Annotated in this window: 14 protein-coding genes; 12 read left to right on the plus strand and 2 right to left on the minus strand. The window is 69.8% G+C overall.

Features of this window, described 5'->3' with window-relative positions:
• Nucleotides 1-9 precede the first annotated feature (9 nt).
• A complete protein-coding gene (locus tag QFZ26_RS17185; protein WP_307044278.1) occupies nt 10-1,266 on the minus strand; it encodes a LysM peptidoglycan-binding domain-containing protein in 1,257 nt (418 codons plus the stop codon).
• 173 nt (nt 1,267-1,439) lie between these two features.
• Here QFZ26_RS17185 and QFZ26_RS17190 point away from each other — a divergent pair, with 173 nt between their 5' ends.
• Nucleotides 1,440-1,778 (plus strand): Rv2175c family DNA-binding protein, encoded by a 339-nt coding sequence (locus tag QFZ26_RS17190; protein WP_307044281.1) that lies wholly within the window; start codon nt 1,440-1,442, stop codon nt 1,776-1,778.
• Between the two features lie 41 nt (nt 1,779-1,819).
• Here the strand turns inward: QFZ26_RS17190 and QFZ26_RS17195 are convergent, their stop codons facing one another.
• Nucleotides 1,820-2,932, minus strand: coding sequence for a polyprenyl synthetase family protein (locus QFZ26_RS17195; RefSeq protein ID WP_307044283.1), 1,113 nt, complete (start codon nt 2,930-2,932; stop codon nt 1,820-1,822).
• Nucleotides 2,933-3,006: 74 nt separating this feature from the next.
• Here QFZ26_RS17195 and QFZ26_RS17200 point away from each other — a divergent pair, with 74 nt between their 5' ends.
• The 11 genes from QFZ26_RS17200 (at nt 3,007) to murG (ending at nt 15,513) form a co-directional block, all read left to right on the plus strand.
• The gene (locus QFZ26_RS17200; RefSeq protein ID WP_307044285.1) at nt 3,007-3,390 is read left to right on the plus strand and encodes a DUF3040 domain-containing protein; all 384 of its coding nucleotides are present in this window, start codon (nt 3,007-3,009) and stop codon (nt 3,388-3,390) included.
• Nucleotides 3,391-3,700: 310 nt separating this feature from the next.
• Complete coding sequence (mraZ, locus tag QFZ26_RS17205; protein WP_307045136.1) at nt 3,701-4,132, plus strand: division/cell wall cluster transcriptional repressor MraZ; 432 nt, start codon at nt 3,701-3,703, stop codon at nt 4,130-4,132.
• A gap of 104 nt (nt 4,133-4,236) precedes the next feature.
• Nucleotides 4,237-5,190, plus strand: a complete 954-nt coding sequence (gene rsmH / locus QFZ26_RS17210; protein ID WP_307044287.1) for a 16S rRNA (cytosine(1402)-N(4))-methyltransferase RsmH — start codon at nt 4,237-4,239, stop codon at nt 5,188-5,190.
• The gene (locus tag QFZ26_RS17215) at nt 5,187-5,771 is read left to right on the plus strand and encodes a hypothetical protein (RefSeq protein ID WP_307044289.1); all 585 of its coding nucleotides are present in this window, start codon (nt 5,187-5,189) and stop codon (nt 5,769-5,771) included. Before rsmH ends, QFZ26_RS17215 begins: the two co-directional genes overlap by 4 nt.
• Nucleotides 5,772-5,801: 30 nt before the next feature.
• The gene (locus QFZ26_RS17220) at nt 5,802-7,601 is read left to right on the plus strand and encodes a peptidoglycan D,D-transpeptidase FtsI family protein (RefSeq protein WP_307044291.1); all 1,800 of its coding nucleotides are present in this window, start codon (nt 5,802-5,804) and stop codon (nt 7,599-7,601) included.
• A gap of 13 nt (nt 7,602-7,614) precedes the next feature.
• Entirely contained in the window at nt 7,615-9,162 is a 1,548-nt protein-coding gene (locus QFZ26_RS17225; protein ID WP_307044294.1) for a Mur ligase family protein, read from the plus strand.
• A complete protein-coding gene (locus tag QFZ26_RS17230; RefSeq protein ID WP_307045138.1) occupies nt 9,159-10,571 on the plus strand; it encodes a UDP-N-acetylmuramoyl-tripeptide--D-alanyl-D-alanine ligase in 1,413 nt (470 codons plus the stop codon). The genes QFZ26_RS17225 and QFZ26_RS17230 overlap by 4 nt, the downstream gene beginning before the upstream one ends.
• Nucleotides 10,568-11,665, plus strand: a complete 1,098-nt coding sequence (gene mraY / locus QFZ26_RS17235) for a phospho-N-acetylmuramoyl-pentapeptide-transferase (protein ID WP_307044296.1) — start codon at nt 10,568-10,570, stop codon at nt 11,663-11,665. The genes QFZ26_RS17230 and mraY overlap by 4 nt, the downstream gene beginning before the upstream one ends.
• Nucleotides 11,665-13,206 (plus strand): UDP-N-acetylmuramoyl-L-alanine--D-glutamate ligase, encoded by a 1,542-nt coding sequence (gene murD / locus QFZ26_RS17240; RefSeq protein WP_373460769.1) that lies wholly within the window; start codon nt 11,665-11,667, stop codon nt 13,204-13,206. The genes mraY and murD overlap by 1 nt, the downstream gene beginning before the upstream one ends.
• Nucleotides 13,166-14,416 (plus strand): putative lipid II flippase FtsW, encoded by a 1,251-nt coding sequence (gene ftsW, locus QFZ26_RS17245; protein ID WP_307044299.1) that lies wholly within the window; start codon nt 13,166-13,168, stop codon nt 14,414-14,416. The genes murD and ftsW overlap by 41 nt, the downstream gene beginning before the upstream one ends.
• Nucleotides 14,413-15,513, plus strand: a complete 1,101-nt coding sequence (gene murG, locus QFZ26_RS17250; RefSeq protein ID WP_307044301.1) for an undecaprenyldiphospho-muramoylpentapeptide beta-N-acetylglucosaminyltransferase — start codon at nt 14,413-14,415, stop codon at nt 15,511-15,513. Before ftsW ends, murG begins: the two co-directional genes overlap by 4 nt.
• The last annotated feature ends 69 nt before the right edge of the window (nt 15,514-15,582 follow it).

A 15,582-nucleotide genomic window follows, 5' to 3' on the forward strand; every position in this document is an offset into this window, starting at 1 on the left:
GTGATGCGATCAGCCGAGCTCTGAGAGCCAGGCCCGCGCCGACGCCTCCCATCTCGCGTAGTGGTCCGCGAAGGCGCTCGACTGCACCGCCTGCGCGGCTTGGGTCACGGTCATCGCCTCCCAGCCGGCGATGTCGAGGAGGCCGAGCGTGCGGCCGGCGTTCGGATTCCCGGCGCCGCCGTAGAACGCGGTGGCGGCGCGCACCGGGTCGAGCACTTCTTCGACCGTGCCCCAGCCCTGGCTCGGACGCTGCTGGAAGAGGCCGAGCGAATCGAGGTCGCCGTGGTGCGCGTTCGTCAGTCCCGACTCCTGCGCGGCGGCTGCGAGCGCGATCACGATGCCGTGGTCGGGGACGCCGAGCGCTCGTCCGACGTCGACGATGATCCGCGCGTTCTGGCGCATCTCGTCGGTGAGGGCGACCGTCACCGATGCCACGCTGGTCACGGCGACGGGTCGCGGGATCACGAGCGCCTGACCGGGGATGATGACGCCCGCCGGGTCGAGTGCGTTGGCCGTGATCAGTTCCTGCACGCTCACGTCGTTGGCGGCGGCGATGTCCCAGAGCGTGTCGCCGTCGGCGACGAGATGCGCGTCTGCGGGCGGGTCGGGCGCAGTGGCGGGCGGCGCTGCCGGGGGAGCGGGCTGGACCGGGGCGGGCGGTGGCGGTGGCGGGCCGACGCCCGCTCCGGTCGGCGGCGGCAGCACGATCGCCTGCCCCGGGAAGATGAGGCTCTGCCGGCCGAGCCCGTTCGCGCTGATCAGCTCGTCGAGGTCGACGCCGTGGGCGGCGGCGATGCCGCTCATCGTGTCGCCCGCGACCACGATGTGGTGGGGGATGTCGGCGATGGGCGCCGCGGTGGGCTCCTGGCGAACGCCCGAGCCGGGCAGCGCGAGCCGTTGTCCCGGGAAGATGAGGCTCGACCAGCTGAGGCCGTTCGTGGCGAGCACCTCGGCGGTCGCGAGCCCGAATCGCTCGGCGATGCCGCTGACCGTGTCGCCCTCGCCGACGACGTACTCGGCCGGCGCCGCGGTCGACGCGACCGCCGCAAGCGCGGGTCGGGCGCTCGTCGCCTTAGCCTTGGGCTGGCGCTTGACCTGCGAGGGGGCCGCCTCGGCGGGCTGCACGATGCCGAGCGTCACGGCGACCGTGCTGGCGATCGCGAGGGGGAACGTGAGGAATCGGCGGATGCCACGCTGCCCGCGCCTGCCGCCGAAACCGTCGGCACCGGGCGCGCGTTCCGCCCGTGCCTCGGATTCGTACGACATGGTGCCCCCTTCGCCGGCATCCGGTACCTGCCCCCGCGGCAACCGTCGCACAGGGCTTCAGGCGAGTCAAACACCGCCAGCGCGCGTCTTCTCATCCGTCGAGCGAGGCGTTCGCCACCGAGGTTCGCGGCGGTTCGCTTCACCGAGTGCGCTCGGCATGGCAGGCTTGAGGCGTGACCGATGCCGCCCAGACCACTTGGCTGACCGTGCCCGACCTCGTGGAGATGCTCGGGTCGACCCCGAGCCGAATCCGCCGACTCATCGACGACCGGCATCTCCTCGCCGCGCGCATCGACGGCGTGCTCAAGGTGCCGGCCGATTTCCTGCGCGACGATGCGCCGATTCCCGAGCTGCATGGCACCGCCATGGTGCTGGCCGATGCCGGGTTCAGCGACCAGGAGGCGCTCGAGTGGCTCCTCAGCGTCGACGACAGCCTCGGCACCACCCCGATCGCGGCCCTCCGCGCGGGCCGCAAGGCCGAGGTGCGTCGCGTCGCGCAGGCTCTGGCCTGAGCTCGACCGGGCGGTCGCCGTGCGCCGCCCAGCCCGGCGATTCAGCTCGCGCGACGTGTGACGGCCTTCGCGAGTGAACCCAGCTCGGCGCGGGCCTCGCGGCTGATCGGCGCATCCGCCAGCGCTTCCGACGCGCGGGTGACGTTCGCGCCGATGAGGAGCTCGATCTCGTCGACGGCTCCGCATTCGGAGATCGTGCGCTGGAGCATCGTGATCTGCTCGGGTTCCAGCGTGCGGTCGCCGAGCAGTTCGTCGAGCAGACGCCGCTGTCCGGGCGCGAGGCGCTCCCGTGCAATGGCGATGAGCATCGTGCGCTTGCCCTCGCGAAGGTCGTCGCCGCTCGGCTTGCCGGTGACCTGCGGGTCGCCGTACACACCGAGCAGGTCGTCGCGAAGCTGATAGGCGATGCCGAGCGGGAGCCCGAAGGCGCGGAGCGCATCGAGTTGCGGCTGCGTCGCCCCGGCGATGGCTGCGCCGATGACGAGCGGTGACTCGACGCTGTACTTCGCAGCCTTGTACACGATCACGCGCTCGGCTCTCAGGCGCTGCTCGGAGTCGGGCTTCGTGATCCAGGCGCGCTCTTCGAGGATGTCGAGATACTGCCCGGCGGTGACCTCGGTGCGCATGCGCATGAACTCCGTGCGGGCGGTGCGGGCGGCGCGTTGGTCGGTCAGCGCGGCGAGGCCCTCGTCGAGGAGCTCGTCGCTCCAGCCGAGCAGGAGGTCGCCGAGCAGGATCGAGGCCGCACGGCCGAAGTCGGCGTCGCTCCCGGCCCACCCCTCGTCGCGGTGCAGTGACTGGAAGAGGCGGTGCGCGGATGGCGAGCCGCGTCGGGTGTCGGAGTTGTCGATGAGGTCGTCGTGCACCAGGGCCGCCGCATGGAACAACTCGAGCGCCGCAGCAGCGGACACGACGGGGAATCGGTCACGACCGCCCTCGGGTGCGAAGGGGTCGAAGTCGCGTGCGCCGACGGCTTCCCAGCCCCAATAGCAGAACAGCGCCCGGAAACGCTTGCCCCCGCTGAGAAAGCGCCTTGAGAACGCATCGAGCGGTTCGAGGTCGGGGCTGATCGAGCGGAGAATAGAAGAGCGTTCGACGAGGAAATCCTCGATGCGTTCGTGCACCAGATCGACCAGCCGGGAACCGTGAGCCACCCGCCTAGCCTAGCGAGGCGGGGCGGCGCTAGAATGAGCTTGGATGCGTCGATCCCGAGCCTGAGGGGAATGAGATGCCGCTTTCAGAGCAGGAGCAACGTCTTCTCGAGGAGATGGAGCGGAACCTCTACCGCAATGACGCCGACTTCGTCCATGCGGTCGGTGGCGTGCGCGGGCGCCGCCCCGACTATCGGGCGATCGTACTCGGTGTACTCCTCGCCGTCGCCGGTGTCGGTGCGCTCATTGCAGGCGTCGCCCTGCAGTTGCTGGTCATCGGCATCCTGGGCTTCGCGCTCATGTTCGCAGGCGTGCTCATCGCGATCAGTCCCGGCAAGCGCGGCGCGGCATCGCCGCCGCCCGCAGAACCGGGATCGGCGTCGCGAGCGGCCCGTCCCCGTGGCGGCTTCATGGATCGCATGAACGACCGCTGGGACCGCCGCCAGGAGGGTCGCGAGTAGTCCCTCCACTTCCCACCACTTGAACGGGTCGATCTTCGGATCGGCCCGTTTTTCGTGCGTCAGGGCCTGAGCACGGGCACCCGGCTGTGGCTCGGGCGCGCTTCCGGCTCGGAACCCGTCGTGATGTGGAGGGTGAAACGCCGCGGCGCTGCGCCGTTCCTCCACCGTCCTCCACCCCTCGAGATGCCTGTGTTCACAGGGAACTCCCGGCTGATCACGCGCGAAATCGAGCGAATGTCGTTGATTGGTGGATGAGAGTGGAGTAAAGTGGTGTTACCTGGATTCTGGCCGGAGGAAAGGGGGTGGTGTGGTGTTCCTCGGCAGCTATGAACCAAAGCTCGATGAGAAGGGCCGCGTCATTCTTCCGGCGAAGTTCCGGGAGGAGCTGTCGAGCGGCCTCGTGCTCACACGAGGCCAGGAGCGCTGCATCTACGTGTTCAGCGCACGGGAGTTCGAGAGCATGAGCGATAAGATCCGCCAAGCCCCGGTCACGAGCAAGCAGGCACGCGATTACATGCGCGTCTTCCTCTCGGGGGCGTCCGCGGAGACCCCCGACAAGCAGCATCGCGTCACCATCCCCGCCACGCTCCGTGCGTACGCGGGCCTCGACCGCGACCTCACGGTCATCGGCACGGGCAGCAGGGTGGAGATCTGGGATGCGACGGCGTGGCAGACCTACCTCGCCGAGCAAGAGGCGGCCTTCGCAGACACGGCGGAGGAGGTGATCCCCGGACTCTTCTAGTCCTCTGACTCCGACTCCCAGCCGGCCGCGCCTGGTGCACTTCCCCGCATCAGGACGAACGGATGGGGATCGGGATCCGAGGCCCGGAAGCCGAGGCGGGAATCATGGACATCGAACGAATTCACACACCGGTCATGCTCGAGCGCACGCTCGAGTTGCTGACACCGGCCATCGAGGGCGACCGCGCCGTGCTCGTCGACGCGACGCTCGGCATGGGCGGCCACGCCGCGGCGTTCCTCGAGCGCTTCCCGGCGCTCACCGTCATCGGCCTCGATCGCGACACCGACGCGCTCGGCATCGCCCGCGAGCGCCTCGCGAAGTTCGGCGACCGCGCGCGGTTCGTGCACACCGTGTACGACGGCATCGAGCAGGCCGTGCGCTCCGAGGGGTTCCGCGAGGTGCAGGGCGTGCTCTTCGACCTCGGCGTCTCGTCGCTGCAGCTCGATCGTGCCGAGCGCGGATTCGCGTACTCCAAAGACGCGCCTCTCGACATGCGCATGGACGTCACGAGCGGTCGTACCGCCGCCGACGTCATCGCCGAGGCGAGTGAAGAGGAACTGCGGCGCATCTTCCTCGATTACGGCGAGGAGAAGCTCGCGGCCCGCTATGCCCGGGCGATCGTCACGGCGCGAGCGGATGCCCCGATCACGCGCTCAGGCGAACTCGTCAAGATCATCACTGCCGCGACGCCGGTGGTCGTCCAGCGACAGGGGCATCCTGCCAAGCGCGTCTTCCAGGCGCTGCGCATCGAGGTGAACGAGGAGCTGTCGGTACTCGATCGCGCGATCCCGGCGGCGCTCGAGACGATCGCCGTCGGCGGTCGCATCGTCGTGCTCGCGTACCAGTCCCTCGAAGATCGCATCGTCAAACGCGCGCTCAGCGCCGCGTCGAGCTCCACCGCACCCCCCGGGCTGCCGATGGAGCTTCCCGAACACCGCCCCGTGTTCAAGCTCCTCGTGCGAGGAGCAGAACTCGCGAGCGAAGCCGAGCAGGCGGAGAACCCGCGTGCGAAGCCCGTGCGGCTCCGCGCCGCCGAACGAGTGAGGAGACCGTCATGAGTGCTGTGCCGGTCCAGTCCCTCCCCGCCCCGCGGCGCACGCCGCAGACGCCGCGACGTCTCCGACCCGCGCCCGAACGCGCAGCCAGGGCGAAGCCGCGTCTCGGCTACGCGATCATCGCCCTCGGCGGCGTCGCCCTCATCGTGGTGGCCCAGCTGCTGCTGTCGATCGCCGTGACCCAGGGGGCCTACGAGATCGACGGGTACCAGATGGATCAGGCCGCACTCGCCCTCGAAGAGCAGAAGCTCAGCGAAGACCTCGATCGCCTCGAGTCCCCCCAGTACCTCGCCATGAACGCCGAGTCGCTCGGCATGGTGCCCAACGCCGATCCGGTGTACCTGCGGCTCTCCGATGGCGCGGTGCTCGGCCAGCCCACGGCAGCCGGCGGCGGCGCGGCATCCGGCCCGCTCGTCCCGAATCTGCTGATCACCGACGTGCCGCTCGTCACCGAGCAGCAGAGCGGGCAGACTGCCGACGGGGGAGTTCCCGGTGCAGCCGCCGATTCGGCCGCGCAGGTGCCGGCACACGCGCCGGCACCGCCGCCTGTCGACGGCACGCTTCCCACTCCCGCCACCCATTGACCGCTGCACGCAGGTGAGGACGAGCGACGGATGAACCGAACCAGCCGACACCCGATGCGCCGGATCCTCCTCTCCGCCGTCGTCCTCCTCGCGCTCGTCGGCGTGTTCGCCGTGCGCCTCGTCGACATCCAGGTCGTGCGGGCGGCGGAGCTCAGCGAGCAGGCCGACGAGGTGCGCTCGCAGTCCACACCGGTATACGGCACCCGCGGTGAGATCGTCGACGCCAACGGCAAGGTGCTCGCCGACAGCGTCATGCGCTACGACATCGCGCTCTCGCCGAAGAAGGCGAGCGACGTCGTCCGCGAGGTGCCCGACCCCGACGACCCGAGCAAGACCATCGACGTGACGGTTCCGCTCGTCCAGGTCGCCGCCGAGCTCGGCGGCGTGCTCGGGCTGACGGGCGACCAGGTGCTCGGCATCATCAGCGCCGATCTCGCCGAGGACCCCGACTCCGACTTCGCCTTCGTCGCGAAGCTCGTCGACACCGAGACCTACGAGGCCGTGAAGGCGCTTCGCATCCCGTGGGTCGAGCCGTACGAGCACCCCAGTCGCCGGTACCCGAACGGGGCCGTCGCGGGAAACCTGCTCGGCTTCATCGATCCGGACGGCAATGCCGTCGCCGGACTCGAGCTTTCTGAAGACGAGTGCCTCGCGAGCGAGAACGGCGAGGTGACCTCCCTGCGCAGCCTGAAGGACTGGGTCGAGATCCCCGGCACCGAGGTCGTGAACAAGCAGGCGCACGACGGCGGCACGCTCCAGCTCACGATCGACGCCGACTTGCAGTGGGCGGTGCAGCGCATCGCCGAGGAACAGCGACAGGCGACCGGGGCCTCGTGGGCGACCGTCACGGTCATGGAGGCGAAGACCGGCCGGCTGCTCGCCGTCGCCGACGTGCCCACGATCGACCCGAACGACCCGTCCGCGACGCCCGAGGCCGACCGGGGGTCGCGTTCGTTCACCGCCCCCTTCGAGCCGGGGTCGACGTTCAAGGCGCTCACCGCGGCATCCGTCATCGATCACGGCAAGGGCGACCCGCTCAGCCAGATCATCGCTCCCTTCCGGTACCTTCCCCCGAACGGCGCGAACATCAACGACAGCGGCTATCACGACGACCAGCGGCTCACGCTCACCGGCGTGCTCGTCGAATCGTCGAACACCGGCATGTCGCAGTTCGGCGAGCGGTTGTCCGACCGCGAGCGGTACGAGGACATGCTCGCCTTCGGCCTCGGCGCCGAGACCGAGGTCGGATTCCCCGGTGAGGAGCCCGGTGACCTGCACGGCGTCCCCGAAGAGTGGGACAACCAGACGAAGTACGCGACGATGTTCGGCCAGGGCCTCACCACGACGGCCGTGCAGATCGCGAGTGCCTACCAGACCCTCGCGAACGGAGGGGTGCGCATGCCGGTCACCCTCGTCGACGGATGCCGCGACGAGAACGGGGAGGTCACGCGAACGCCGGCCCAGGGCACGCGCGTCGTTTCGGAGCAGGCCGCCGACCAGACGAGCCAGATGCTCGAGCGCGTGTACCTCGAGGGCTGGCTCGCCGACGAGTGGAACATCCCGGGCTACCGGGTGGCCGCGAAGACCGGTACGGCGCAGGTGCCCGACGGCAACGGGGGGTACCTCACCGGCTACCTGGTGTCGGTCTCGGGCTTCGCACCGGCCGACGACCCCGAGTTCGTCGTTTCGGTCAGCATCATGAATCCCGTTAAGATGAACTCGTCCGCCGCATCGGCTCCCGTCTTCCAAGAGGTGATGAGCCAGGTGCTGAAGAAGTATCGGACCGTTCCATCCGGCGCCGCGGCGCCCGAGTTGCCAGCAACCTGGTGAGAAAGTTGGGTTCGTGACCGGATCGCCTCCCACGGCCCTCCGGCCGCAGCACCCGAGCCCCCGATCGCTGCACGGCCTCGCCGATGCATTCGGATTCGAGGTGCACGGCTCGCTCGGCGGGCTCGAGGTCACCGGCGCCGGGCTCTCGTCGCGAGACGTGCAACCGGGCGACCTGTACGTCGGCGTCCCAGGCCGCAACGCACACGGAGCCGACTTCGCCGCCGCCGCGCGCACTGCCGGCGCCGTCGCACTGCTCACCGACCCCGAGGGGGCGCAGCGAGCGGCTGATGCGGGCCTTCCGATCCTCGTCACGCCCGATGCGCGCGCCGCGCTCGGCGACGTCGCCGCGTGGATCCATCGCACCGCGGAGAACCCCGCCACCCTCTTCGCCGTGACGGGCACGAACGGCAAGACGAGTGTCGTCTACCTCCTCTACGGCATCCTCCGCCAGCTCGGCGTGGTCGCCGGACTCACGTCGACGGCCGAGCGCCGCATCGGCGACGAAGCCGTCACGAGTTCGCTCACCACTCCAGAGGCGAGCGAGCTGCACGCGCTCCTGGCGCGCATGCGAGAGGTCGGGGTGCGCGCGGTCGGCGTCGAGGTCTCGGCGCAGGCGCTCTCGCGGCACCGGGTCGACGGTCTCGTGTTCGACGTCGTCGGCTTCACGAACCTCACCCACGACCACCTCGACGACTACGACTCCCTCGACGACTACTTCGACGCGAAACGCGACCTCTTCCAGCCCGAGCGGGCCCGGCGCGGCGTCGTCACCGTCGACTCGGAGTGGGGCGAGCGCCTCGTGGCCGAGTCGCGCATCCCGGTCGCCACGCTCACCACCAAGCCCGATCTCGACGCCGACTGGCGGCTCACCGTGCTCGACGAGGAGGCGACGTATACGTCGTTCATCCTCGATGGGCCCGATGGTCGCCGGCTCGAGTCGCGAGTTCCGTTGCTCGGCTGGTACATGGCTGCCAACGCAGCCCTCGCCATCGTGATGCTCACCGAGGCCGGATACGACCTTGGGCTCATCGCCGAGGCACTCGAGCGCGACGGCGGCGTCGACGCGTACATTCCGGGGCGCGCCGAGCGCATCTCGGGCGAGCAGGGTCCGCTCGTCTACATCGACTACGGGCACAGCCCCGACGCGTTCCTGCAGACGCTCGGCGCGATCCGGCGCTTCACCGACGGCCGTCTCATCATGGTGTTCGGCGCCGATGGCGACCGCGACACCACGAAGCGCGCCGAGATGGGCGCCATCGCCGCCCGCGGCGCCGACGTCGTCGTGGTCACCGACTTCCACCCTCGCTTCGAGGATCCGGCGGCCATCCGGGCCGCACTCATCGCCGGAGCGCGTGACGCGGTGCCCGACCGCGAGATCCACGAGGTCGCCGACCCGCGCGCGGCGTTCCGTGCAGCGCTCGCACTCGCGGGCGAGGGCGATGCGATCCTCTATGCGGGCCCAGGTCATGAGGAATATCACGAGGTTCGAGGTGTGAAGATCCCCTATTCGGCGAGAGAAGACGCCAAGCAGGCCCTCCGCGAAGCCGGGTGGCTCGCGTGATCGCGCTCACCCTCGCCGAGGTCGCCGAGATCGTCGACGGCACCCTCCGGCTCGACGGAACGACGGCAACCGCCGACACGCTCGTCGACGGCACGGTGACGACCGACTCCCGCGAGATCGTTCCCGGCGGTGTGTTCGTCGCGAAGCCCGGCGAGTTCGACGACGGACATCGCTTCGCACCGTCGGCGGTCGAGCTGGGCGCAGCCCTCCTCATCGTCGAGCACCCGCTCGAGCTCGCGGCACCGCAGGTCGTGGTCGCCGACTCCGTCGCCGCGCTCGGCGCCCTCGCATCCGAGGTCGTGTCACGCGTGCGTGCCCACGGGGCGCTCCGCATCGTCGGAGTCACGGGCTCGAACGGCAAGACGACCACGAAGAACCTGCTTCGCACCGTGCTCGAGCGTGTCGGCCCCACGGTCGCCGCGCGCGCCTCGTTCAACAACGAGGTCGGCGCGCCGATCACGATGCTCGAGCTCACCGACGAGACCCGCTTCCTCGTTGCCGAGATGGGCGCCTCCGGCGTCGGCGAGATCGCACGCCTCGTACGCCTCGCGCGCCCCGACATCGGCATCGTCCTGAAGGTCGGCCTCGCCCACGCCGGCGAGTTCGGCGGCATCGAGCAGACCGTGCGCGCGAAGTCCGAGATGGTCACCGACCTGCTCGAGACGGATGTCGCAGTGCTGAACGCCGACGATTCCCGCGTCGTGCCCATGGCCGACCTCACCGCTGCCCGCGTCGTGTGGTTCGGTCTCGGCGACGCCGCCGACGTGCGGGCGAGCGACCTCGTGGTCCACGCGCGCGGCACCGAGTTCACCGTCACGGTGCCGGGCGGCGAGTCCGCCCGGGTACGATTCGGGGTGCTCGGCGAACACCACGTGATGAATGCGCTGGCCGCGATCGCGGCATCCGTCGAGCTCGGCGTGCCACTGGCATCCGTCGTCGACGCCCTCGAGCACGTGACCCTCGCCGAGCGCTGGCGCATGCAGGTCATGGGCGGACGCGACGACGTGACCATCATCAACGACGCCTACAACGCGAGCCCCGACTCGATGTCCGCGGCGCTGAAGACCCTCGCCCAGGTGAAGCGCCCCGGCTCGCGCACGATCGCCGTACTCGGTGAGATGAGTGAACTCGGCGAGTTCTCGGGTGAGGAGCACGACCGCATCGGCCTGCTCGCCGTGCGGCTCGGCATCTCGCAACTCGTGGTCGTCGGGCAGGGCGCGCGGCGCCTGCACATCTCCGCCATCAACGAGGGCTCGTGGGATGGCGAGTCCGCATTCGTCGAGTCCGCCGACGAGGCGTTCGACCTCGTCGTGTCATCCGTTCGCCCCGGCGACACGGTGCTCGTGAAATCCTCGAACTCGGCGGGCCTCCGTCACCTCGGCGACCGACTGGGAGAATGGTTCTCGTGAGAGCACTGCTGACCGCTGGAGCGTTGTCGCTCGCCTTCACGCTGTTTCTGACCCCGCTGTTCATTCGCCTCTTCACGAGGATCGGCTGGGGGCAGTTCATCCGCGACGACGGACCGAAGAGCCACCACGTGAAGCGCGGCACGCCCACCATGGGTGGCATCATCTTCATCCTCGGCACGTTGTTCGGCTACTTCGTCTCGACATTGCTCGTCTCGAACGAGCTGCCGACCGCTTCGGCGCTCCTCGTGCTGCTGATGATGGTCGGGCTCGGCGCGGTCGGCTTCATCGACGACTTCCTGAAGACCCGCAAGAAGCAGAGCCTGGGCCTCGGCGGGTGGGCGAAGGTCGTCGGCCAGGTGGTGGTCGCGACGGCGTTCGCGCTGCTCGCGCTCCAGTTCCCCAACGATCGCGGGGTGACTCCCGCGAACACGAGCATCTCGTTCATCCGCGACCTCGACCTCGATTTCATGGTGTTCGGCACGGTCGTCGGCATCATCCTCTACGTCATCTGGATCTGCCTCATCACCGTCGGCAGCTCGAACGGCGTGAACGTGACCGACGGCCTCGACGGCCTTGCCGGCGGCGCCTCGATCCTCGCCATCGGCTCCTTCGTCATCATCGGGTTCTGGCAGTTCAACCAGGCCTGCGGAAGCGCGAACCTCAACCCGAGCGACGCCTATCGCTGCTACGACGTGCGCGATCCGCTCGACATCGCCATCGTCGCCACCGCGATCGTCGGCGGACTCATCGGGTTCCTCTGGTGGAACACCAACCCAGCGAAGATCTACATGGGCGACACGGGCTCGCTCGCCCTCGGCGGCGCGCTCGCGGCGCTGGCGATCGTGAGCCACACCGAGCTCCTGCTGTTGCTCATCGGCGCGCTCTTCGTCATCGAGACCGGCTCGGTCATCGTGCAGCGGGGCTACTTCAAGCTCACCCACGGCAAGCGCATCTTCCTGATGAGCCCGATCCATCATCACTTCGAGCTCAAGGGCTGGGCCGAGATCACGATCGTCGTGCGCTTCTGGATCATCGCGGGCCTCTTCGTCGCCGCCGGCGTCGGCAGCTTCTACTTCGAATGGCTGCAGAGCTGATGGCGGATGCCGCAGCCACCGGTGCGGCGAGGCTCGACGCGCTGACCAGCTGGCATGCCGACTGGGCGGGCCTTCGAGTCGCCGTGCTCGGCCTCGGCGTCACGGGCTTCGCCGTCGCCGATACGCTCACCGAGCTGGGCGCCGACGTGCTCGTCGTCGCACCGTCGGTCGACGACGACCGGGCGCGCATCCTCGACGTCATCGGGGCGCGCCTGCTGGTGCATCCGCTCGACTCGGTTCCCGAGGAGCTCGTGGCGTTCGCGCCCGAGCTCGTCGTCGCCTCGCCGGGCTTCCACCCCGACCACCCGGTGCTCGAATGGGCGGGCGCATCGAAGGTGGCGGTCTGGGGTGACATCGAGCTCGCCTGGCGCGTGCGCGACAAGGTGAATGAGGCGGAATGGATCCTCGTCACCGGCACGAACGGCAAGACCACCACCGTGCAGCTCGCGGCGACCTTCCTCGCCGCGAACGGCCTGCGCGCCGCGCCCTGCGGCAATATCGGCGTGCCCGTGCTCGACGCCGTGCGCGATCCCGGTGGTTTCGACGTGCTCGTCGTGGAGCTCTCGAGCTATCAGCTCCATCACCTGCCGAAGACCGGCCCGGGGGCGCTGCACCCATGGGCGAGCGTCGTGCTGAACGTCGCCGACGACCACCTCGACTGGCACGGGTCTCCCGAGGCCTATCGGGCCGCGAAGGCCACGGTATACGAGAACACCAAGGTCGCCTGCGTCTACAACCGTGCCGACGAGGCGACGCGCACGATGGTCGAGGAGGCCGAGGTCGAAGACGGCGCCCGCGCGATCGGGTTCGGACTCGACACGCCGGGGCCGAGCGACTTCGGCGTCGTCGAGGGGATCCTCTGCGATCGCGCGTTCCTCGATGAGCGGCGCACTGCGGCCCTCGAGATCATCACCGTCGACGAGCTCGAGCCCCGGGGCCTCGCCGCGCCGCACGTCGTGGCGAACATCCTCGCCGCCTCGGCGCTCGTCCGCTCCTTCGGCGTCCCGGTCGGCGTCATCCATGATGCGTTCGGCGACTTCCGTCTCGACGCACACCGCATCGAGACGGTCGCAGTGGCCGGCGGCATCCGCTGGATCGACGACTCCAAGGCCACCAACCCGCATGCGGCCGAGGCATCCCTCCGGGCCTTCCGCTCGGTCGTCTGGATCGTCGGGGGACTGCTCAAGGGCGTCGACGCCGACGCACTCGTCGCCGCGCACGCCGAGCGCCTCCGGGCGGCGATCGTGATCGGCGTCGACCGGGCGGCGCTCGTCGCTGCGTTCCGCCGACACGCGCCGGCACTGCCGCTCTTCGAGGTGGAGTCGGATGACACTGAGACGGTGATGCACGACGCGGTCGCCCTGGCCGCGGCGGTAGCCGAGGACGGCGACACTGTACTCCTCGCGCCCGCTGCGGCATCGATGGACCAGTTCGCCGACTACGGTGACCGCGGTCGGCGATTCCACGACGCGGTCAGATCGATGCTGGGAGGTGAGGCGGATGGCGACACCGCCCCGCACGCCTCGCCCGGCGAAGGCTGACACCCCGGGCGTCTCGGCCGCCCGCATCAAGCTCGGCCGCGTATTCCGCGTCGAGTCGAAGGACTACTTCCTGCTGCTCGGCACGACGCTCTTCCTCGTGGTCTTCGGCCTCGTCATGGTGCTCTCCTCGTCGCTCGTCGAATCGAACCTCGAAGACGGCGGCTTCCTCGTCCAGGCCACGCGGCAGGGGCTCTACGCGCTCTTCGGCATCCCGATCATGCTCATCGCCAGCCGCATGCCCGAGACGCTGTGGATGCGCCTCGCCTGGCCGGTGCTCGTCGTGTCGTGCGCCCTGCAACTCCTGGTCGTCGCGACGCCGCTCGGCATCACCGTCGGCGGCAACACCAACTGGCTCGCGATCGGCCCGGTGCAGTTCCAGCCGTCGGAGCTCATCAAGGTGGCGCTCGTCATGTGGCTCGGGCTCATCGTGACGAAGAAGCAGGCGCTGCTCGGCGACTTCACGCACGGCATCCTGCCGATCCTTCTCGTCGGCGGTGGTGCGATCGGCCTCGTCCTCCTCGGCGGCGACCTCGGCACGGTGATCATCATGGGCGCGATGCTCCTCGGCGCACTGTTCCTCATCGGTGTGCGCCTGCGACTCCTCGTGCTGCCGATCTTCGCCGCGGTCATCGTGTTCGTCGTGGTCGCGGTGTCGAGCGACAGTCGCATGCGGCGGCTCACGGCGTTCTTCGGAGAGGCGTGCACGAAGTACGACATCGAGGATTGCTGGCAGATCCAGCACGGCACCTTCGCGCTGGCGAGCGGAGGGATCTTCGGCGTCGGCCTCGGTAACTCGGCGGCGAAGTGGTCGTGGTTGCCGGCGGCCGACAACGACTTCATCTTCGCCATCATCGGCGAGGAACTCGGCCTGATCGGCTCCTTCGTCGTGATCGGGCTGTTCGTGGTGCTCGCGGTCGCCTTCGGCCGCGTGCTGCAGGCAGCTCGCTCGCCGTTCGCGAAGGCGACCACGGCGGCCGTGCTCGTGTGGATCATCGGCCAGGCATGTGTCAACATCGGTGTCGTGCTCGGCGTCTTCCCGGTTCTCGGAGTTCCCCTCCCGCTCGTGTCGGCGGGCGGCACCGCCCTGCTCACGACCCTCTTCGCGATCGGCATCGTGCTCTCCGTGGCGCGCGACCCCGAGGCGCCGGTGCGTGCCGCCGCGAGGCTCGCGGCACGCAAGGCGCGCGCGGGCGAGCGGCTCGCAGGATGACCGTCTACCTCTTGGCCGGCGGCGGAACCGCCGGCCACGTGAACCCACTGCTCGCGGTCGCCGATCGGCTTCGGGAGCGCGATGCCCGCGCCGAGGTGCTCGTGCTCGGCACCGCCGAGGGACTCGAGGCGCGGCTCGTGCCGGCCCGCGGCTACGAACTGCTCACGATCGCGAAGGTGCCGTTCCCGCGGCGCCCGAATCGAGCCGCAGCGGCGTTCCCGGCCAGGTTCCGCCGCTCGATCGACGACGTGCGCCGCATCATCGCCGAGCACGGCGTCGACGTCGTGGTCGGCTTCGGGGGATATGTCTCGACGCCCGCCTACCTGGCCGCGCAGCGTGCCGGCGTGCCGGTCGCGATCCACGAGGCGAACGCGAAGCCCGGACTCGCCAACCGGCTCGGGGCGAGGTGGGCGAAAGCGGTCGGCGTCGCGTTCGAGGGCACCCCGCTTCGCGGTGCGCGGCTGGTCGGAATGCCGCTCCGGCGTGAGATCGAGACGCTCGACCGGGCGGCTCTGCGTACCGACGCGGCCGCGTTCTTCGACCTGGACCCGGCCCGCCCCGTGCTGCTCGCCACGGGCGGCTCGCTCGGCGCGCGGCGCATCAACGGCACCATGGTCGACAGCGCCGTCGCGATCACCGCTGCCGGGTGGCAGTTGCTGCACATCACCGGCGCGAACTCGGGGGTCGCCGATCCCGGCATCGACGGCTACCGCATGGTCGCGTACGCCGATCGCATGGACCTCGCACTCGCGATCGCCGACCTCGCGGTCTCCCGGGCGGGCGCCGCGACGGTCAGCGAGCTCGCGGCCCTCGGCATCCCCGCGATCTACGTGCCGTATCCCGTCGGCAACGGCGAGCAGCGCTTCAATGCCGCGGGCGTCGTGCAAGCCGGCGGCGGCATCCTGGTCGAGGACGCGAAGTTCCTGCCGGCCTGGATCGACGCCCAGCTCCTGCCGCTCCTGCGCGATCACGCCCGCGTCGAGTCCATGGGCGAGGCCGCGGCATCCGCGGGGTTCCGCGACGGCACCGATCGCATGGTCGCACTCGTCGACGTGGCACTCGGCGGGGGAGCCGGCGACGGCTCCCAAGGCGCGTAACGTTGGGGGAGCGGATGTCGCGGCATCCGCACTCGCGCCAGCTTCAGTGAACCCATGACCGACCGCATC

The sequence above is a fragment of the Agromyces ramosus genome (assembly GCF_030817175.1).
Lineage (GTDB): Bacteria > Actinomycetota > Actinomycetes > Actinomycetales > Microbacteriaceae > Agromyces > Agromyces ramosus_A.